Origin of the sequence: Priestia sp. YIM B13486 (assembly GCF_042787865.1) — a bacterium.
GTDB lineage: Bacteria > Bacillota > Bacilli > Bacillales > Bacillaceae_H > Priestia > Priestia megaterium.
Genome location: NZ_JBHZOZ010000003.1, coordinates 51980 through 71807, shown reverse-complemented (window position 1 = coordinate 71807; position 19828 = coordinate 51980). Strand labels below are relative to the sequence as shown.

Annotated in this window: 26 protein-coding genes and 2 riboswitches; of the genes, 8 read left to right on the top strand and 18 right to left on the bottom strand. The window is 39.7% G+C overall.

Annotated elements, in window-relative coordinates; all coding sequences use genetic code 11:
- Position 1: 1 nt before the first annotated feature.
- The 6 genes from ACFX4G_RS08405 to ACFX4G_RS08380 all read right to left on the bottom strand — a co-directional run bounded on the left by ACFX4G_RS08405 (position 2) and on the right by ACFX4G_RS08380 (position 5752).
- On the bottom strand, positions 2–895 hold the full coding sequence (locus ACFX4G_RS08405; RefSeq protein ID WP_377573983.1) for a PEP/pyruvate-binding domain-containing protein: 894 nt from the start codon (positions 893–895) through the stop codon (positions 2–4).
- Between the two features lie 218 nt (positions 896–1113).
- Complete coding sequence (locus tag ACFX4G_RS08400; RefSeq protein ID WP_043981129.1) at positions 1114–1359, bottom strand: hypothetical protein; 246 nt, start codon at positions 1357–1359, stop codon at positions 1114–1116.
- Positions 1334–2893, bottom strand: a complete 1560-nt coding sequence (locus ACFX4G_RS08395; RefSeq protein ID WP_237074303.1) for a sodium:solute symporter family protein — start codon at positions 2891–2893, stop codon at positions 1334–1336. The genes ACFX4G_RS08400 and ACFX4G_RS08395 overlap by 26 nt, the downstream gene beginning before the upstream one ends.
- Positions 2894–3167: 274 nt before the next feature.
- Positions 3168–3863 (bottom strand): FadR/GntR family transcriptional regulator, encoded by a 696-nt coding sequence (locus ACFX4G_RS08390; protein ID WP_013058211.1) that lies wholly within the window; start codon positions 3861–3863, stop codon positions 3168–3170.
- Between the two features lie 225 nt (positions 3864–4088).
- Positions 4089–4718 (bottom strand): CPBP family intramembrane glutamic endopeptidase, encoded by a 630-nt coding sequence (locus ACFX4G_RS08385; protein WP_377573980.1) that lies wholly within the window; start codon positions 4716–4718, stop codon positions 4089–4091.
- A 104-nt stretch (positions 4719–4822) separates the two neighbouring features.
- Positions 4823–5752, bottom strand: a complete 930-nt coding sequence (locus tag ACFX4G_RS08380) for a hypothetical protein (RefSeq protein WP_377573977.1) — start codon at positions 5750–5752, stop codon at positions 4823–4825.
- A gap of 114 nt (positions 5753–5866) precedes the next feature.
- On the opposite strand from ACFX4G_RS08380, the gene ACFX4G_RS08375 reads away from it, so the two are divergent.
- On the top strand, positions 5867–6367 hold the full coding sequence (locus ACFX4G_RS08375) for a GNAT family N-acetyltransferase (RefSeq protein ID WP_043981121.1): 501 nt from the start codon (positions 5867–5869) through the stop codon (positions 6365–6367).
- 72 nt (positions 6368–6439) lie between these two features.
- Positions 6440–7126, top strand: coding sequence for a YoaK family protein (locus ACFX4G_RS08370; RefSeq protein WP_043981119.1), 687 nt, complete (start codon positions 6440–6442; stop codon positions 7124–7126).
- A 346-nt stretch (positions 7127–7472) separates the two neighbouring features.
- Here ACFX4G_RS08370 and ACFX4G_RS08365 read toward each other — a convergent pair whose 3' ends face one another.
- Together ACFX4G_RS08365 and ACFX4G_RS08360 are read right to left on the bottom strand one after the other, a co-directional pair.
- On the bottom strand, positions 7473–7682 hold the full coding sequence (locus tag ACFX4G_RS08365) for a hypothetical protein (protein WP_377573974.1): 210 nt from the start codon (positions 7680–7682) through the stop codon (positions 7473–7475).
- Between the two features lie 52 nt (positions 7683–7734).
- The gene (locus ACFX4G_RS08360) at positions 7735–8493 is read right to left on the bottom strand and encodes a DeoR/GlpR family DNA-binding transcription regulator (protein ID WP_097822948.1); all 759 of its coding nucleotides are present in this window, start codon (positions 8491–8493) and stop codon (positions 7735–7737) included.
- 164 nt (positions 8494–8657) lie between these two features.
- Between ACFX4G_RS08360 and ACFX4G_RS08355 the strand changes: the two genes are divergently transcribed.
- A complete protein-coding gene (locus tag ACFX4G_RS08355; RefSeq protein WP_377573969.1) occupies positions 8658–9533 on the top strand; it encodes a Cof-type HAD-IIB family hydrolase in 876 nt (291 codons plus the stop codon).
- A gap of 28 nt (positions 9534–9561) precedes the next feature.
- Here the strand turns inward: ACFX4G_RS08355 and ACFX4G_RS08350 are convergent, their stop codons facing one another.
- Positions 9562–9792: a YczI family protein gene (locus tag ACFX4G_RS08350; protein WP_043981110.1), complete on the bottom strand. Its 231-nt coding sequence runs from the start codon at positions 9790–9792 to the stop codon at positions 9562–9564.
- Between the two features lie 11 nt (positions 9793–9803).
- The gene (locus tag ACFX4G_RS08345) at positions 9804–10769 is read right to left on the bottom strand and encodes a 2-hydroxyacid dehydrogenase (RefSeq protein ID WP_377573966.1); all 966 of its coding nucleotides are present in this window, start codon (positions 10767–10769) and stop codon (positions 9804–9806) included.
- Between the two features lie 126 nt (positions 10770–10895).
- Here ACFX4G_RS08345 and ACFX4G_RS08340 point away from each other — a divergent pair, with 126 nt between their 5' ends.
- From ACFX4G_RS08340 to ACFX4G_RS08320, 5 genes are all read left to right on the top strand, one after another.
- A complete protein-coding gene (locus tag ACFX4G_RS08340) occupies positions 10896–11384 on the top strand; it encodes a DUF2500 domain-containing protein (RefSeq protein ID WP_377573963.1) in 489 nt (162 codons plus the stop codon).
- A gap of 153 nt (positions 11385–11537) precedes the next feature.
- On the top strand, positions 11538–11735 hold the full coding sequence (locus ACFX4G_RS08335) for a hypothetical protein (protein ID WP_043981104.1): 198 nt from the start codon (positions 11538–11540) through the stop codon (positions 11733–11735).
- Positions 11736–11813: 78 nt separating this feature from the next.
- Positions 11814–12254: a DUF5391 family protein gene (locus tag ACFX4G_RS08330; RefSeq protein ID WP_377573960.1), complete on the top strand. Its 441-nt coding sequence runs from the start codon at positions 11814–11816 to the stop codon at positions 12252–12254.
- Between the two features lie 194 nt (positions 12255–12448).
- The gene (locus tag ACFX4G_RS08325) at positions 12449–13081 is read left to right on the top strand and encodes a LysE family translocator (RefSeq protein ID WP_176521205.1); all 633 of its coding nucleotides are present in this window, start codon (positions 12449–12451) and stop codon (positions 13079–13081) included.
- Positions 13082–13247: 166 nt separating this feature from the next.
- A complete protein-coding gene (locus ACFX4G_RS08320; protein ID WP_013058226.1) occupies positions 13248–13388 on the top strand; it encodes a hypothetical protein in 141 nt (46 codons plus the stop codon).
- An 86-nt stretch (positions 13389–13474) separates the two neighbouring features.
- Here ACFX4G_RS08320 and ACFX4G_RS08315 read toward each other — a convergent pair whose 3' ends face one another.
- From ACFX4G_RS08315 to ACFX4G_RS08280, 8 genes are all read right to left on the bottom strand, one after another.
- Positions 13475–13888: a DUF5301 domain-containing protein gene (locus ACFX4G_RS08315; protein ID WP_097822957.1), complete on the bottom strand. Its 414-nt coding sequence runs from the start codon at positions 13886–13888 to the stop codon at positions 13475–13477.
- Positions 13889–13919: 31 nt separating this feature from the next.
- Positions 13920–14084 (bottom strand): hypothetical protein, encoded by a 165-nt coding sequence (locus tag ACFX4G_RS08310; RefSeq protein WP_165574848.1) that lies wholly within the window; start codon positions 14082–14084, stop codon positions 13920–13922.
- A gap of 159 nt (positions 14085–14243) precedes the next feature.
- Entirely contained in the window at positions 14244–14447 is a 204-nt protein-coding gene (locus tag ACFX4G_RS08305; protein ID WP_097822958.1) for a helix-turn-helix transcriptional regulator, read from the bottom strand.
- 187 nt (positions 14448–14634) lie between these two features.
- On the bottom strand, positions 14635–14769 hold the full coding sequence (locus ACFX4G_RS08300) for a hypothetical protein (RefSeq protein WP_255255681.1): 135 nt from the start codon (positions 14767–14769) through the stop codon (positions 14635–14637).
- A 111-nt stretch (positions 14770–14880) separates the two neighbouring features.
- Positions 14881–15381, bottom strand: coding sequence for a GNAT family N-acetyltransferase (locus ACFX4G_RS08295; protein WP_377573955.1), 501 nt, complete (start codon positions 15379–15381; stop codon positions 14881–14883).
- Positions 15382–15524: 143 nt separating this feature from the next.
- A complete protein-coding gene (locus ACFX4G_RS08290) occupies positions 15525–16142 on the bottom strand; it encodes an acetate uptake transporter (protein ID WP_043981097.1) in 618 nt (205 codons plus the stop codon).
- A 142-nt stretch (positions 16143–16284) separates the two neighbouring features.
- The gene (metE, locus tag ACFX4G_RS08285; RefSeq protein WP_377573952.1) at positions 16285–18579 is read right to left on the bottom strand and encodes a 5-methyltetrahydropteroyltriglutamate--homocysteine S-methyltransferase; all 2295 of its coding nucleotides are present in this window, start codon (positions 18577–18579) and stop codon (positions 16285–16287) included.
- 150 nt (positions 18580–18729) lie between these two features.
- Positions 18730–18918, bottom strand: a riboswitch (cobalamin riboswitch).
- A gap of 79 nt (positions 18919–18997) precedes the next feature.
- A riboswitch (SAM riboswitch) is annotated at positions 18998–19108 on the bottom strand.
- A 79-nt stretch (positions 19109–19187) separates the two neighbouring features.
- Complete coding sequence (locus tag ACFX4G_RS08280) at positions 19188–19439, bottom strand: hypothetical protein (RefSeq protein ID WP_377573949.1); 252 nt, start codon at positions 19437–19439, stop codon at positions 19188–19190.
- Positions 19440–19828 lie beyond the last annotated feature (389 nt).

Sequence of the window (19828 nt, the reverse complement as noted above, 5' to 3'; positions counted from 1 at the left end):
ATTATGTAGTAACAGGTCTCACTTGAAGCAAATAAATATGTTCATTTTTTATGGCAAATTCAATGTCTACAGCGTACTGACAATACTGCTCTACTTGATTCGTTAAACAAAGCAGCTGTAGTGCTGTTTCATCTGATATGGAAAATTCATTTTTTTCTTTATCCGTTGTCACAGCTTTTGTTATTCCTGTAAAACCTGACACTAGCTTATACTCTTTTAATCCTAGTTCTTTCACTATACTTTTTGTCTGTTTATGAATAATAAATAAATCTGGCGTAACACCACCTGATACGATTCCCTCTCCTAAGCCGTACGCCACGTTAATGACTACTTCATCTTCACTTTCTGTAATAGGATTTACGCTAAAAATCACTCCGGATACATCGGCTTCAACCATTCCTTGTACAAGGACACCCATCTGGGGATTAGAAAGCGAAATTTCTTTATCTTCGGCGTACGCTTGAACAACGGATGAAAAATAAGAAGCCCAGCATTTTTTTATACTTGTCAAAAGTTCTTCTCTGTTTCTTAGGTTTAATATCGTTTCATACTGTCCGGCAAAAGACGCATTCTCCAAATCTTCAAGTGCGGAAGAAGATCTTACGGCTACGGCTTTTACACCAGCACCTTGAATATTGGCATACGAAGAAACAATTTCTTTTTGCAAAGCTAAAGGAAACGTGCCGCTTTGAATCTTCTTTTCTATGAAGCTGCTATCTTTTGCTTTTATTTCTATTTGGTTAAACGTTAAAAAGGAATGTAATGCGTGAGATGTTAAAACAAATCCTGTAGGGATATGAGAAACGTGCTGAATCATTTTTGAGAGATTGTAAGCTTTTGAACCTACTGCTTGAAGTTCTGCATAACATGCTTTTTCTAAAGAGACGATGTACAATCACTTAACCTCCTTTCATTTATGTTAAAAGACAACCAAATAAAATAGGAAAATCTATTTAAAACCATAATGTAATTTTATGGAACTAAGTCCAGTTTACCAAAAATTAACATAACTTTAAATATCTTTACAAAAAAATCACAAACCATATTCACTAGAATATGATTTGTGATTTTTTTTATAACTAACACATTTGAAATTCGTAGCGTTTTAACAAATTAAACGGTATCTCTCTCCTTCTTCTCCCTCACAAACTCCACCACAGGCCCCACAATAATACAAATTCCCGCGATAATCAGCCAGCCAAACGCAAAATACGTCCAGCCTTTAAAAAAGGAAAGCGTGTATTGATAGCCCGTTAAAAACATCACGCCTGGAAACAAGAGGACAAACAAAAATGTAAGTCCCAGCGCCCAGCGCGCACATAGCTTTGCGTCTTTATTTAACTGTTGTTGTGGATCCATACGCCACTTCCTCCCTTAATGGTTCATCTCCATGTTCATCAAAGCTTTTGAATTTGTCTTTTAGTTCATCAAAGTCAAATTCTTTTTTAGCAAGCAAGCCGTGTCCAATTGATATGATTCCGCTGATAATAAAAACGGTAGAATTTCCAATAAGCATTGGATACAGTCCGCCAAGGGCTTCTACATTAATGTGACCGTTAATCAAGTAAGCAGATGTGTTCCATGCGACAACGCCGCCAATCATCCCTAAAAGCGCTCCGTAAAATGCACCTGTATTCGTCGCTTTTTTCCACATCAGTCCAAGCGTAACGGGAATAACGGCTCCGCTGACGAAAATGCCCATAGCCATATACACAAACCCAAGGCTAATTCCTAAGTAAAACAGTAAAATGGAAAACACACCCATCGCAAGCCCAAAGCCAAGCGTCACTTTTCGCGACGTGCTTAAGATTTTTTTACTGCTTGCTTTTGGATTAATAGAACGCAGGTAAATGTCCGTTACGATAATATTTGTGATCGCTGTTAATTCAGCCGCTCCTGTCGACATTACCGCCATAAACAGCATCGTTAAAAACAAAATAGAACCTAGATTTCCAAGCACGTGTGACGCCATAACGGGCGCGATAGAATCCGGTGAATCTACGGCAATTCCAAGCCCAGCCGCACTTACACCTAGGAAAGTGGCAACGGCAAAGGGAATCGAAAACCAGGCAATTCCGCCGTAAATATACGCTTTTGAAGCAGCGCTGTTTTTACTTGCGATGGCACGCTGCCAGTATGCTTGATCCACAAAGACCGTACCGAAGTTCCCGATAATATTAATCATCCCAAACAAAAGACCCGGCACCGATGCCATCGTAAGCATATGCTGTGACGAAGGCAGATTTTTCAGCCCTTCGTACACGCTTGTTATGCCGAACTTATAATAAACGGCAGCAGCAAAAATAAATAAAATAATGAAAATAAAAACGGTGTTAAAATAATCAGCAACAAATGAGGCTTTTAAACCGCCAATCATGGTGTAGATGGTAAACGTAAGAGGAATTAAAAAAGCAGCAATAAAAATATTCATCCCGGTAAGAGAGTTTAAAGCAATGGCTCCTCCTAAAATAACCATGGCGGTCACAATAATATTTGTCATAAGAGCAAAGCCAAGCATTAAACGATGATTTTTCACGTCGAAACGCTGTGCAATAAATTCTAAAAACGTATGAGCATTCGGTGCTTTTTTCTTCAGGTTAATCGCGACAATGGCAAACAGCAAAATTTGAATGCTTGCTCCCGCTGCGTACCAATACGGTCCGCTAATGCCGTACTGATAGCCTGTGGAAGAAGACATCATTAACGTAGCGGCCCACGTCCATGCAGCAATAATGGATGCACTCGCCAGCCCAACGCTTACATTTCTTCCGGCTGTACTAAACTGCTCAGCCGTCATTTCCTTTCCTTGGCGGCGCTGCATCATGATTGTAACGGCCGTAAAGCCTCCTCCAAAAATCAGTAAAATCAAATACCCGACGCTTGATGAAAGCATCTTCTCCCTCCTCCTCCTATTAATGTTAGATTTACTAACATTAATATGTAAATAAAAGTAACATTTGTTAATAAAATACCATGCCATAAAATTATTAACAATACTGTATTTTCTGATTATTAAAGAGTATAATTAGATATTTTCTCTTTTTATATACAAAAAGCCGGCACATTCGCACCGGCTTAAGCGTAAATTTTCGTTTTCAACATGTTTTATTTCCTCACATGAACGAAATATAAAAAAACGATAGCCCTTGAGACTATCGTTTTTTTTATTATTGAGATACCATTACTTTTTGGCGAACGTGCTCTAAGTGATCACGAACCGCTTCTGCTGCTTCTTCTGGCTCACCATTTTTAATCGCTTCAAAAATACGCTCATGGTCGGCATCCGTTTGCTTGCGATTTTCTTTTTGGCTTTTATTTAACGAATAAGCAAGCGCTTTTCGATACAAATGGCCTAAATCTTCTACAGCATGAAGAAGGAATGAGTTATGAGCTGCTTTCACGATATCATGGTGAAAGCGATAGTCCGCTTCATGTCCAATTTCTTCACTGTTGTGAACCGTCTTTTTAAATGCTTCTAACGATTCTTTAATTTCAATCAGTTCTTCATCCGTACGGCGCAGCGCGGCTAAGCTTGCTGCCTGCGACTCGATGATAATACGCATTTCAATTAGTTCAAGAACCTGATCTGCTTCAACCATTTCAAACGTCATTGGATCAAGCATGCCCACTAAGTTTACACGTTTTACGTAGCTTCCTCCGCCTTGTCGTGATTCAATTAATCCGCTGGCAGAAAGAACGCTTAGCGCTTCACGAATTGGTGCGCGGCTCACTCCAAACATTTTGGATAACTCATGTTCCGACGGCAAACGAGACTCTGGCGGGAACGTTTTCTCTTTAATCATCTTTTTTAATTGATCAAGCACTTGACTAGATACTTTTTTACGCTCAATAGGTACAAACATACTTCTATTCCTCCTCCAAGTAATTATCTCTCTCTTTTTTTTTAGTTTTCATCGGACCCAGATTAACTATGTGTATTCCGATTTATGTAAACGCTTCAATCTTTGTATTACAAGTATACATTATTTCAATTCAAATGTGTTGATAAAATTTTACTATTATTGTTATTATACCATGAAAACAAGTTATAAATGAATAACGATTCATGGTTTTTTGACATAATACCACTATCTTACATATAATCCGTATACAATCATAATCGCCGCGTCCGCTAACGCATGACTAATAATTGCCGCTTCGGCACCGTATCGCTCCCTTATACACGCCCACGTTATACCTGCTAAAAAAACGCCTGCAGCCGAGATCCAATTAAAAGGAAACGCAAAAACGGGCAGAATAATAAACAGGTGATAAAGCGTATAAAAGCTTGATGTAACAATGGTTGAAGCGTGTAAGGACAGATGCTTCTTCACTTTATTCTGTATATAGACGCGCCAATACATTTCTTCTAAATAAGGGTTAATAAAAATCAAAATGACGGCTAAAATGATCACTTTCCATCCGCTAAATCCCCATATTTGCAAAACCGCTTGCATATCTTCTGCATGAAAGATTTTACCAGAAAAAAACAGGCTGCTTCCAATTATCACAGCGGCACATAGAACTCCGCTCAGAGTTCCCACATACAGAGATTTTTTTGTAAGCGCTACCTTCAAGTTAATTTTATTATTCGCATATAAAATCATAAACATCCAGCCGTAAAAGCAAACAAATGTTACCAACACATTTTGGATAAGCCACAAACCGAAAAAAACAAAGATTGTTGGCATAAACAGCAAAAACAAAAATTTTATCACGTTTATGGCGCACCTTCTTTAAGAGACGCTTTTCTTTTACCTAGTAAACCTTTCGTATTCAAAAGGTTTACTATCTTTTATCTTATAAAAGTCCGGGGGTATTTTCAATTATTTTTTAATTCCTGCTCCAGCTCACGAAGACTTTCAGCAAGCTTTTTCTTTTCTTCTTCAAAGTGGGCATCGTTTTTAAAAGCAGGAGCTGAAGGTTCTAGCTCTTCATTTTCTCTTAGCCAATCCGGCGTCAATTCCTTGCGAACAATGCGCTTTTTAGTAGCGTAGGAAAGCGGCTTTTCAGTCTGCTGACTCGCTAGCGTGCGCTGTGATGTTACATAATGCTTATGAAAAAGATGCTGTTTAATGTAGGCAAATGCTCGAATGGTATCTCCGCTGTATTTAGGCACGTAGTGATCAAATGCTTCATGCAGTCCAGCTAGCGCCTCTTCTATAGGTATTTCGCTTTTGGCGACTTCGTACATATGCTTCAAGTCACTCGCTGAAGGATACACTCCTCGGTTTCTTCTAGCAATAAAAGCGGCTTCTAACGTTTGTACGTAAGCGTCATGCGCGGCTTCTTCTCTTTTTATTTGATTTGTATTTTCTGCTGTAGTCTCTGTTAATGACGCCGTCACAGTGAGTGAATCCGCTGCTTCAATTTGACTCTCTCCTTCTGTCAAATTGACATCTTCGAGCTCTTCAAATTCATCGCTTGGCATAAGCTCTTCTAGTTTCTTATAATCAATCCGGTACCAGACCGTGTTGTTAAATTTAGAGCGGTTGTACTTTCCTTTTACAATCAGGCCTTCTTTTTCAAGCTTTGAAATGATGCGTTGAATCGTTGAAAGCGACCAAAATGGAAACTGCTGCAGCCACTGCTGATTGGTGTTGTATACCCACGTATATCCGTCCTGCACGTTTACGCTTTTTTCAAGCCAGTAGTGAAGCTGCTGAAGAAACAGGGCTCCGTTCACTCCTACTTTGACTGCCAGCGCCGGTAGTACAATTAACGGCTGATCTTTTAATAATAATTTACTCATTATATCATCTCCTTTGTTATGTAAAATAGCTACTATATATATACAAAGAAAATGAAAAAACGGGGATGCCCGTTTTAAAATTATGTTAAAATATAGAAAAAATGAGGTGAGCATATGATACGTCCAGGCAGAATTGGCGATGAAGCAGGCATTGCAAATGTACACGTAGAAAGCTGGAAATCAACTTATAAAGGACTTGTTCCGGATTCTTTTTTAGATTCTTTGAGCGCTGAAAAGCGAAAGCCCGTCTGGAAAAAGCAGCTGGAATCAAATTCTATTTTTGTTGCAGAAGAAAACGGTCAAATCGTAGGCTTTGCTTCTTATGGCAAAGAAAGAACCAGCAAGCATCCTTTCTATAAAGGAGAACTGTATGCCATGTATTTACTCGCAGAGCATCAGCGAAAAGGAATCGGAAAAGCGCTTATGCATAAAATAGCGCAAGAGTTGGCAAACCAACATATACATACGATGCTCACATGGGCTTTTGAACAAAACGGCGCCTGTCAGTTTTACGAAGCGCTTGGCGGAAAAAGAATCGATCGTGCTGAGGTTGTTATTGAGGGGACCTCCCTATCTGAAGTGGCTTTTGGATGGGACACGCTTAAAAATTTGTAAGACAACTCTCTGGACAGATTTTTTTCTTCACGGTAAACTGTTTAGTTGGTATAAAAGAAAGGATGACTTACCGTGACGAATTCTACTTATCGAAACATTATTTTGCTGGTTCTTTGTGTCACAGCGGGTATCGTCGATGTGATTGGCTACTTAAGCCTTGGCCATATCTTTACTGCAAACATGACCGGAAACATCGTGCTGCTCGGGTTAGCAATCGGAAACTCGCTTGAAACAACTGTTTTTCACTCTCTGACAGCTTTAGGAGGCTTTATTATAGGAGTTGTAGGCGCTGCAATCCTTGTTGGAAACAAAGAAAAAACGTTTTGGCCTAAAGCCGTAACGATCGCGCTTGGAATAGAAGGATTAATTTTACTTGTTTTTGCACTTTTATCTTCGTTTTCTCCTTCTTTACACTTAACTTACTTATTTATTTTCTTATTAAGCTCAGCGATGGGTCTTCAAACAACGGCGGCTCGAAAGCTTGGCGTAGCCGGCATTTCCACAACTGTATTGACAGGGACGCTTGCTAACTTTTTTGAAGACGTAACGGCACGTTTTCGCAGTTCTCGCTACCGCAAAACGTTTAACACCGATGCTATTCTTCGCGCGCTGTCTCTTGTGCTTTACTGCTTTGGCGCTGTTATCGCCGCGCTTGCAGAGCCTGCTTATAAATTTGAAATTATTTGGCTGCCAATTGTGATTTTGTTAGCCATTATCATTTTTGTCAGCACGAAGTTTCACTCTGATTCAGAAAAATAATAATAAAACGAGGCTGGGATAAAAGTATTTTAGTCAAAGGAAAATCCGAACGATTTTGATTCTTGATTGAGAATCAAATTTGTTCGGATTTTTATTAGTATAGTGAACGTTCATATATATAGCAGCTTCTAGCTGTTGATTGGAGGGCAAGACGAAGACTCCTGCGGGAAAAGCGGGCTAAGTGAGACCCCGCAGGAGTGAAAGCGACGAGGAGGCTCACCAGCCGCCCGCGGAAAGCGAAGTCTTGCACGGAAATCAACAGCGCTGTAACAAGCGAACACAATAGCTCATCTATCCAATTTGTTCGCCTTGAGATTATATTGATTTAGTTATGTCTCAACCTTTTTCATTTTCCCGCTAGTGCCGATAAAACGCCAAAAATGATTGCTGCTGCAGGCCCTACAATGAATAGTCCAATTAAAATCGATCGTATGGCTTCCCATAGAAACCATAAAGGACCTTGCTTAGACTCTGCTTTTTCCACTCTTTCCTCTAGGTGTTCGACTCTTTGCTGAAGCTTCGCTAGTTCCTGCGTAACATCTATTTGTTCGCTCATCGCTCAAGCTCCTTTTTACTCTACATTACCATATACTTCCTTACTAAAACGACTATTTATTTGTGATTACTTCAATGCCGATTTCGCGGTAAGCATTTAACACGGTTTCGTTCACATGTTCTTCTGTAATGAGCCAATCTAGTGAGTTGGCTGAACTGAACGTGTACGTTGACGATGTATTGAGTTTTTTAGCTGTTACAATAGCCGCTACTTCACTCGCACTTTTAATCATTTGGCTTTTAATGTGCATTTCTTCAAGCAAAGGAATGCTCATGCCGATTTTAGGATCGATTGCGTATACGCCTAAAAAACAGAGATCCGCTCGAATTTGTTTTAATGTATCAACCACGCTTTGTCCTACCGTGACCATCGATTCTTTTCGAAACGTTCCTCCAAGAGAAACAACTTCTACAAAGTCATGCTCCGCTAGTGCAACGGTAATTAACGGACTGTTTGTAATAACCGTGACGTTTAAATTCTTTGGAAAAGCTTTGACGAGCTGAATATTTGTTGTACTTCCGTCCATCAAGAGCACCTGCCCGTCTTTAATTAACGGAAGCGCCGCAACGGCAAGTGAATGCTTGACATCCATCAATTCACGTTTTCGCTCTTTGTACTCAACCGCAGACGTGGAACGCGGAAGCGCTCCTCCGTGTACGCGCTGCAGCAGACCGAGCGCGTCCATTTCCCGCAGATCTCTGCGGATTGTATCTTCTGAAACATTCAGCGTTTGGCTAAGCGTGGTAGCCACAATTCGCCCTTCTTTTTCAAGCAAATTCATAATTTGTTTGCGTCTTTCTTGTTTTAACATTGCTTGTTCACCTGTTTTCTTTCTGCTTTTTACTTTATTATACTTGTTTCTTTTGTAAAAACAATGTAAAAACGCTTGATTATCAGTGTTTTTTCGTTTATTGTAGGATAAACAAGATAAAACATGCAAAAACAAGTAATAATAGTCAAAGGGAGAGATAGTTTATGAAGATGATTTTTACAGATTTAGATGGAACGCTTTTAAATAGCAGCAGTGAAATTAGCACAATTAATGCAGAAGCAATTAAAAAAGCGCAAAAACAAGGAATTGAAGTCGTGGTTGCTACGGGGCGCGCTTATTTCGACGTGCAGGAAATTTTAAAAAAAGCTGAGCTTTCAAACCTTTGGGTGATTGCCGCAAACGGAGCGACTATTCATGACCCAAACGGACAGCTCAGACATTCTGTTCCGATTGATGCACATCACGTCAAAGAAGCGCTTCAGTGGCTGGATGCAAACGAATTTTACTATGAAGTGTTTGCTGAACATGCGATTTATACGCCAAACTCAGGCCGTGAGCTGCTGGCTATTGAAATTGACCGAGTAAAAAGCGCCAATAAAAACGTGGATGAAGAAAGACTTCATCACGCAGCGGCTAAGCAATACAGCCAAACGGGATTTGCCTTTGTTGCATCGTATGAAGATATTTTAAATACAAACGCTGAGCTTTATAACGTACTAGCTTTTTCATTTGATGATGAAAAACGACAAAAAGGCTGGGATCACTTTAGCAAGCAGCACGACATGACGCTTGTATCTTCGGCTGATCATAACTTCGAACTTGAACACAAAGACGCGTCAAAAGGAAACGCATTAACATACGTTGTAAAAGAGCTCGGCGGCTCTCTTCATGATACCATTGCTATTGGAGACAGCTTTAACGACGTATCCATGCTGCAAACGGCTGGAAAAGGAATCGCTATGGCAAATGCGCACGCGGAAATTAAAGCGTTAGCTGATGACGTTACATTAACAAACGATGAAAACGGAGTAGCTTCCGTTATTGAAAAAGTGTTAGAAGCACAGCTGGAAGCACATTAAAAAAACGCTTGGCATTTGCCAAGCGTTTTTAAATGGTCATGCGATAAATACCGACAAACCAGCTAAACAGCGCAACTAAAAACAACAGCCATGCGCTGGTTTTCTTTCTTTTTTGCCACTCGATTGCTCCTAAAACTAGCATCGTTAAACCTAAAAGTATATTTAAAAACGAAAGGAACTGGTAACTGTGAGTAAGCATGATATAAAGAGCCAGTCCAACAGTAATAATTGAAAAAATAAGTTGTAATGCTTTTAACAAAAAATCTCTCCTTACTTGTAATTCACGTCTTCATTCACACACGTCACTAAAGGCTTTTTTTCAAGACCTAAAAGCAGGTTCTGGACGGCTAAATCTGCCATGCGATTGCGCGTTTCGTACGTAGCACTTCCAATATGCGGCGTCACCAGTACGTTTGAAAGCTGCAGGAGCTTATGATCTGCCGGAAGCGGCTCTGGGTCTGTTACGTCCAGTGCGGCATACGCAATTTCTTCATTTTTCAGCGCGTTATAAAGTGCTTCCGTGTCCACTAATCCTCCGCGCGCTGCGTTCACAAAATACGCGCTGCTTTTCATGGCTTTAAATTCAGCTTCTCCGAACATGCCTTTGCTTTCATTTGAAAGCGGCACTAAGCATACGATACAGTCAACTGTTTGAAGCAGCTCTTCAAATGAAAGGTATACGGCATCAAGCTCTTTTTCGGCTTCATGCTTGCGGCTTCGGTTGTGGTAAACGATGTTCATACCCGATGCCTTTGCTCGTCTGGCAACGGCGCTTCCGATATCGCCCATTCCAACAATACCAAGCGTTTTTCCAAATAAATCAACGCCAAATACCGTTTCCCAGTTTCCTTGTTTCACTTTTTCATAGCCTTCATGAATGCGGCGAGCTGCTGACAGCAAGAGACCAAACGTTAAGTCTGCCGTTGCTTCTACTAGAACGCCTGGCGTATTACTAAACGGCACCCCTTTTTTGGTGCATGCTTCGACATCTACACTGTCATACCCGACGCCTGATTGAGAAATAACGCGCAGATTCGGCGCTGCTTCTAACAGCTCTTCGTCCACTGTGATGTGGCCGATATTAAAAAAGCCGTCGGCGTCACGAAGCCAGTCGCGCAGCGTTTCTTGTGGAATCTTTCCTTCTCCTTCCCACATTTGAATATCGCAGTGCTCCGCTAGCTTCTCGTAAGCATTTGGCCACGTTTTTCCAGACATAACAACTTTGTATTTCCCCATGTGTATCTCTCCTTTTTCTTGTTCACTCATATGTATGAATAGTAACTAGCTATCCTATCATAAGCCTACTATAAAGATGAAACTTTTTCCATTCAGTAATCGTATTTATAGTAAGGGGGAATACGAATGTTTGAAGATGAAATGATATTTGAAGATGATCCGTCCGGAGATGACATTGTTTTTGAAGGTGATGTGCCCGATGACGTAAGCGGAGGCGCTTTTTTTCCAGACGACGCGTTATTTAACGGAATGCCTACGTTTGTGATGCTATTTTTTGTTATTGTTATTGGTATTTTTCTATTTTCTATTTTTAAAGGGATCGGCACTTGGAGTAAAAATGAGCAGTCTCCCCGTCTATCCGTAAAAGCAAAAATTACGGGCAAACGGACAAACGTCCACCGCCATGGCGATCATGCTCACGAACATCATCACTCTCACACGTCTACAACTTACTACGTAACCTTCCAATTTGAAAGCACCGACCGCTCTGAATTTACGGTTTCAGGCCGCGAATACGGCATGCTAGCAGAAGGCGATGAAGGAATGCTGACGTTTCAAGGAACTCGTTTTTTGGATTTTCAAAGACATCCAAGTGAAGAACATACAGATGCCTAGGTTATGACCTCTTGCTTTTAGAGGTCTTTTTTACTGTAATGGAGCATTCATATAGCCAATGACCTATTTGTGCCCTTTTTACACTGTAGAAGAACGTTAATCCGTATAAAATCATACCGTGTAACACATTCATTTAAACAGGCAGGTGATTTTATGTATTCTCCTTATTCAGGAAGCGGCCTCTACTACGGACATTACGGAGAAGCCCCTCATTCGCATCCTATTCAAACAATACTGGCGCAATACTGGCACGAAACCCACTATCCAGGTCCACACAAAAAATATGTACACGTGTATTATCTTAACCCGGCTTCTCTTCATTATTATCCAACCTACCAAAGGTTTTTGTAAAAAAACTGGTGATTCCCAAACTTTTGTATTGTAAAATTAATCCATACACTTATTTATTAGAAAGGAGGCTAAAAAACAATGCGTAATTCTACAGCAAAAAATAGTGTGATAGTCACCACTTTGCTTTCTGCCCTATTTTTCTGCTTCATTTTAGTTCTTGGTTCGCTTTCTCCTCTAGCAGATTCAGGTCCCAACGTTAATACGTTCGGCTCAACAGGGCTGTGGTTATCTCTTGGCATGATTCTGTTTTTATATTTGTTGCCGTTAGCTTTTTATATGTTGGGAATCAATTTCTTAAAATTTATCATGGCCGCTTTTTGCAGCATCGGCCTTTTAATCGCTGCTAGTACTCTATTACTGATGCCGGCTCTGTTTTTATTCGGATTAGAAGATTTCTCAGGAAACTTAGCTTCAATTATAGGAATAATGATTTCTTGTTTAGGCTTGCTGATTACGAATATTGTGTGGTTTGTTGCTGCGTTTAAAAGACCGTCGGCCACCGTGCAGGAAAGCGTTTAAAATGGTGAAGAGGAGCAGTTACTGCTCCTCTTTTTATAGCTCGGTAGGAAAAAAGTGTCAATATACCGAAGCAGCCTTTGTGCTTACTGTTTTTTATACATAACATCAAATTTCATTACATATTTTTATATAATGAAAGACCACTTAAACGGAAAACGATAGTAGATACAAGATTGAAAGAGGTTTTGTTTTTGGTGACGTTATTTTTAACAAATGTGCTGCTCGGTCTTTCGATTGCCCTTCCCGTTGGTACGGTGACAATTGAAATGACAAAACAAGGTTTAAAAAACGGGTTTCTTCACGGATGGGTTGTCGGACTCGGAGGGATGACGGTTGATTTATTATTAATTGTGCTTCTTTACTCTGGACTGGCTTCTGTTTTATCGGCTCCTTTTATACAGCTTATCATGTGGCTTATAGGAGCGCTTTTTTTACTTTATATTGGCTATGACAGCATTAAACATGCCGACCATGATATAACAGCTCCTGGAGAACACGTAAAAAAGTCGTTTGCCTCTTCTTATGTGAACGGGATCTTTGTTGCGATTTCTCCTAGCAATCTCATTTTTTGGCTCAGCGTGTTTGGAACGGTGCTGACCAATTCGCTTCAATCCTCTCATTCTTTTCATTTCCTGCTGATTGCTGCCGGAATATTAACAGGGATTTTAATTCATGACCTAGGCTTAATGACGATTGTCTCTGGAACTAGAAAAGTACTGAATCAGTTTTATATTAAATGGGTTTCTATTGCGGCTGGATGTATCTTAATCGGTTTTTCATGCTATTTTCTTTACCGATTTGTTGAGAATTTGCACATGTATTTTTAATGTTTCTACATATTTTATGACGTGCTATATCCCCTCTTTATCTAGTATAGAGAGGGAATTTTTATCATCTATCAGGGACTATTAGACAAAAAGTTCACAATTTCGTCACATTTCTATTGATTTTTTTCTCTTTTTATACGAAAATATAAAAAAGGGAGGAAATATCATGAAAATCAAAAAAGCACTTCGCATCTTTATTGGATCAAACGTTCTTGTATTATTAACATTTGGCCTTCTTCCAGCACTATTAGTTAACCCGGATATTGACCTAATTCAATCATTTATTAATTATATAGGCAAGGATTAATTCCGCTTAAAATAATCTAAATTTTCAATCTATTATTTTTATAAAAAAAGACAGCGCAGGCTGTCTTTTTTAGTAGGTTTACACGTTTATTTAGTTGAAAACAGCTTTTTAACATCTACTTTTTGGTCTTTAACAATCGTATATGTCGCCTGTTTTTTATCTTCAAAGCTAAACGCTTTTATGTAGTCATCATCATAAATCGTTAAACCGTACGCATCTTTTCCGTTTTCGACGATTTTTACCCAGTAAGACTGATCAAACTTTGGGTCGAGCTCCTTGCTTTTTTTTACTTCTATTTTTGCCAAAGAATGTACGATTTGCTTTATCTCTTTTTTATCATCTACTACACGTTTTCCTTCGTCCGTATCTATTTCAATACGCGTAACGTTTGCTTCATCTACTTTTATGACGTCTTTTAACTGATAGGCTTTCCCGGTATATGTAAAATAAAATACGACGATAAATAAAAGTGCAGCTATAATAATTGTTCTTTTTTTCAAAAGGAACCTCCTTTTCTACATCGCGCTGCATTCACGTGATACACCTTTTTATTCCTCCTGTTCCGCAGCCCTTTAGTACAATGCTGCTTCCTACAAGTAAACTATACGTTACTCCCGGAACAGGAAGTACTAACGTTACCATCAACAGTAACATGCCCGTACTTGTAAGAGCTACTCCGGCAGCTCGATTTTTCATTCCTTTCACCACCGTTGCTCTGTAAATCTCTTTTTTATAAAGTGATAGAAGTAATATTGATCTACTGTTTACATATGTGATTTTAGCTTATAGTACAGAAATGTCAAAACTTCTACTAGTAAGATCACTACTTCACATTACCTTCTCTTTTTAACTAACTCATCCTGATTTATGAAATAAAAACAGCTCATCTACTGTTGCTCCCAGCTCCTCAGCCAGCTGAAAAGCTAGCGTTAAGCTTGGATCATACTTATTGTTTTCAATTGCATTAATTGTTTGTCTCGATACGCCGCATACTTTTGCCAGTTCATCCTGAGACATTCGCTTGCTTTTACGCAGTTCTTTAATTCGATTTTCCACCATTCATCACTCATCTCTAAAATGTAAAAAACTTTTTACATCCATATCTTATATTATTTTTCTTGTTACTGTCAAATATGTTTGACAAATCAATGTCTCTTACCTACCTAAAAAAGAGATTGAAACATAACGAGATTGATCCAATCTAAAGACGAAAAAATGAGAGAAATGATTGAGTATAAATCGCTTGTTACACCGCTGTTGATTTCCGTGCAAGGTCTCGCTTTCCGCGGGCGGGCGCTGAGCCTCCTCGTCGCTTTCGCTCCTGCGGGGTCTCACCTGTACCGCTTTTCCCGCAGGAGTCTTCGCCTCGCCCTCCAATCAACCGCTAGAAGCAACGAAATAGATTAAACACATGTTCACCATCACAATGAAAAAAGCACAAACTCCTTAAAGGAAGCTGGTGCTTTTCTATTTCATTATTTCCTTGTTAACATTAAAGCTCCTTACTCATATTAAACCACTGCACGCCTGCATGCTGAGACTCGGCAACGCCTTGATTCACATATCCGTTTTTTTCGTAAAACGGAATCAATTTCTCTTTACATGTTAATGTAACCGTTAAGCGCTGTTTGTCCTGCGCTTGCTTTTCAAACTCTCTTAGCAGCATACTCGCAATTCCTTTATGATGATGCTCTGGATTTACAACGATACCTAAAATGCTTTGATGACCGCCTGCCTCAGGGTTCGAAATCGTTTTTTCAAACAAATCATCCGTAATAAACGGAGCTGAAATGACGGGACCGTTCACATATCCGATTATTTCTTCATTTTCTTGAGCGATGATAAACGTATCAGGAATAGTGTTAATCCGCGTGATAAATGCATCTTTTGAGGCAGCTTCTTCAGGTGTAAAGCCTTTGTTTTCTAACGTAATTAATTGGTTTAAATCTTTTTCCTCCACTTGTCTTATAATCATTGGAACGTTTCCTTTCATTATGTACTTTCTTTTTTCTCTAAAAGCTTCTATTACATATAACTATCTCTTTCTACTATATATAAAAATGCCCAAACAAAAAAGGATTGACCTCTGCATCATACAGAATTCAACCCTACTTCGCTTTTTAATTAACATCTTGATTATTTGATAAATGCTCCAAACGGCTTGCCCACCGGAAGCACAATTCGACCATAGTGAGTATTTAATACAGCCGCTGCAGATCCATAGAATGAAAACAGAGCAATCAATAGCTCTGACACTGCTGCTAGTAAGTGCGTGTACTCATACGCCACACCGAATGTACTTAGCGATAATCCAATGAATAAGAAATCAATTAACACAAAAATAATAAATAATACTTTATGAGTGCCCATTGCTCCAACTGTCATAAAAACGCTGAAAATCAAGTAGCCGACAAAAGCAAATGCGAGCTGCTTTGGATCCGCTTCTTTTGCGAGCGCTTCTCCAAATGCTCCAAGCTGAATAAGCCATGTCATAGCTACACCTAGCCAAAATAATCCGAAGGCACCAAAAGCAGTTGCGCCGAAGGTATTATTATGTTTGAAATCTTGCATAGATGCGATTAACTGTCCTATTCCGCCTAAAAAAACCGCCCATGGCAATACCAATGAAACACCATCGGTTACCCCAAGCTTTTGAAACGATGCAACAAGTGTCACCATGGCAAGTCCGAATAGACCTAGCGCTGATGGATCCGCTGTTACAATTTTAACGTGCTGCGTGCTGTTGTTACTCATGTTGTACCTCCCTGATTTTAAAAACACCTTTAAAAAGATACAAAAATGTACGGGAAGTGTCAATGGATATTTTTGGCCTTTTAAAATCCCATAAGACCAAGCAGTGTAGCGTTTACACTGCTTGGTCTTTACTTTCTTGTTATTAAATATTTTGTAATAAATTTTGTCTTGTTTGTTTTGCTGAAGTAACCATCACTTTTAAAGCTTCAACCGTCTCGCTGATTCCTCTTGTTTTAAGGCCGCAGTCGGGATTAATCCAAAATAATGCAGGATCAAGCACCTTTAGAGCGCGGTCAATGTTTCGCTGAAGCTCTTCAAGCTTCGGTACGCGCGGGCTGTGGATATCATATACGCCAAGTCCAATTCCTTGATTGTACGTATGTTTTTCAAACGCATAAATTAATTCGCCGTGGCTTTTAGATGTTTCAATGGAAATCACGTCGGCATCAAGCGCTTTAATCGCATCAATAATTTCTTCGAATTCCGAATAGCACATATGCGTGTGAATTTGCGTCTCGTTTTGCACCGATACCGTCGCTAGTTTAAATGCATACACCGCAGCATTTAAGTAGCTGTCCCAGTTTTCTCGTTTTAACGGCAGTCCTTCACGCAGCGCCGGTTCATCTACTTGAATCATTGAAATGCCCTGACTTTCAAGTGCTTCTACTTCTTTTCTAAGAGCAAGCGCAATTTGATTTGCGACGTCGTAGCGCGGGATATCATCACGCACAAACGACCAGTTTAAAATCGTAATCGGACCCGTCAGCATTCCTTTAACCGGCTTATTGGTTAGAGACTGTGCGTAGACCGTTTCTTTGATCGTCATCGCCTGCTCATACGATACATCTCCGTAAATAAGCGGCGGCTTCACGCAGCGAGAACCGTAAGATTGCACCCAGCCAAACTTCGTAAACTGAAAGCCTCCTAATTTCTCACCGAAGTATTCGACCATATCCGTACGCTCAAACTCTCCGTGCACAAGGACATCTAAGCCGATGTTTTCTTGAATTTCAATCCATTTTTTTATTTCCTCGTTAATGTACGCTTCATATGCTTCATCGCTTAACTCGCCTTTACGCCATTTTAGACGCTCTTTTCGCACTTCTTTTGTTTGCGGAAAGCTTCCAATCGTTGTCGTTGGAAGAAGCGGCAGTTGAAAAGCTTCTTGCTGAACGCGCTGACGTACGTCAAACGGCGCTTGTCGCTCTGCTTTATAGCTGTGCAGCTGCTTCAGCTCTTTTTGCACGTCTTGATGATTTCGAAAAGATGAACCATTTAATGCTTGAATTGCCTGTTTGCTTACGCTTATTTCTTCTTCTATTGCTTCTTTTCCTTGCTGCACCGCTTTTGTTAACAGCGTAATTTCCTTTAGCTTTTCATCTGCAAAAGAGAGCGCATTTTTCAATACTGGATCAATCGTCTCTTCATTTTTCACCGTGACAGGAACATGTAGCAGACTTGATGAAGGCTGCAGGATTAGACGATCTTTTGATACAGCTTCTTCAATTTCACTGATTGTTAAAAGCTGTTCGTCCAAATTTTCACGCCAAATGTTTCGTCCGTCAATCACTCCTGCTGCCAGCACTTTATCAGTCGGAAAACCATATTTATTAAGCGCAGTGAGATTTTCGCCTCGGTCATGCACAAAGTCTAAACCGATTCCTTCAACAGGAAGAGACACAACTTCTTTGTAGTGATCAACGCTGTCAAAATACGTTTGCAAAATGACTTTTACATTCGGTGCCGCTTCCTTCAAAGTTTGATAGACTTCTGTGTAAAGCGCCAGGTCTTCTTTTGATAGCGTTGTAGCTAAAACCGGCTCATCTATTTGTACCCACTCTACTCCTTCTGCTTGCAGCTCCGCTAAGATAGTTGCATAAAGCGGAACAAATTGTTCAACTACTTCTTTAAACTCACTTTTTTTATATCCTTTTGACAGCTTCACAAATGTTACTGGACCTAAAATCACGGGCTTACCTTCAATATTCAGCTTCTGTTTTGCTTCTTTGTAAAATTGAAGCGGGCGATTTTCTACAAGTGCCGGCGTACATTCCTCAAGCTCTGGTACAATATAGTGATAATTTGTGTTAAACCATTTTGTCATCGTAGAGGCTACCGCACCTTTTGTTCCTCGCGCAATCTCAAAATACGTTTCAAGCGATACCGATCCCCCGTCATAATCAAAGCGCTTTGGCACCAAACCAAACATAACAGCTGTATCTAACACATGATCGTATAAGCTAAAATCGCCGACTGGAATCAATTCAATTCCTGCGTCACGCTGTTTTTTTAGATGCGCTAGACGAAGAGCTTCAATTTCTTGAAGAAAGATATCTTTCTCTAGTTTTCCTGCCCAAAACTGCTCAAGCGCTTTTTTCCATTCTCGTTTTTCACCAATTCTTGGATAACCTAAGTTCGAACTTTTTACACTGCTCATTTTTTCCACTCCCTGTATATTTTTTTATCGGTAAACTAAAAAATCTCTCTTTTCGAAATAAAAAGAGAGATGATACGCATACTTAACTAAAGTTGAGATAGCCTGTTTTTCTCAACACGTATTCCTCACTCCTCTCTATATCCCGTAGAGCTTAAGTGCATACAACAGGCAGGTCTCCTGACTTAGGTTCATCGCTTCCTATCCCTTCCCATTTCAACATGAAACAGTGGTTAATAAGTTGCTCCCCATTACAGTGGCGGGACCGCGCCGGCTTTTCACCGGTCTTCCCTTTTAAGCTGCGTACATTCGTTACACAGCACCTGATGCATTTCTATGAAATTGTTTATTCAAAACACCTTCACATAAAATAAAAAGCCTCTCTATCATGAATAGAGAGGCATAGTATCTATGAAATCCTCTCTTATTTTTCAAAGCTGTACGCTTTGCAGGATGTAGCACCTTTTTAACAAAATTGTTAAATGGTTGCCGGGCTTCACAGGGCCAGTCCCTCCGCCTCTCTCAATAAGAGTTTTAATTGTTTATAATGTTTTGAATTTAGAGTTATCTTAACACCTTACATTTACGTTGTCAAAAAAAATTTTAAAAAATCAGTTTTCAGGAGGTGCTGACGCTAATTTTTGCCTTAACAATTTGTAATCATCTTTTCGATGTGTTTCGATCAAGTCTTTTGCTCCTTGATGATACCCTGAAGAATAGATGTACTCTACCGCGGTTTCGATAAGCATTCTTTTTTCTTCGGCACACTCCCGGTCCATTAAGGGGAACAGTCTACCTAAAAGGTCATTTAAATCTTCCTTGATAAAACGATCAAGTCCTTCTTGCATCTTTTCGTTTGCCATGATTGCTCCTCCATTTGCTGTGTATGTTCTAAGCCTCTATAAACAGGCAGTTCACTGTAAATTTTAAGATAAAGTTAAGTCATTAAACAGTATATCAAGTGAATGTTTTTCTTTAATTACATATGTAATACAAATATATGACAAATATAGAGAATATATCATCATTCATTATCTATTATAACGTTTGACTGAGCCTTCTGCTACAAGGTTTCGTTAAGAGTTATGCACATTTTTCCAAAAGAGGTTGAGACATAACCAAATGAATCCACTCTAAAGACAAATGGAATACATGAGCTGAATCGCTTGTGACACCGCAGTTGATTTCCGTACAAGACTTCGCTTTCCGCGGGCGGTCGCTGAGCCTCCTCGTCACATACGTTCCTGTGGGG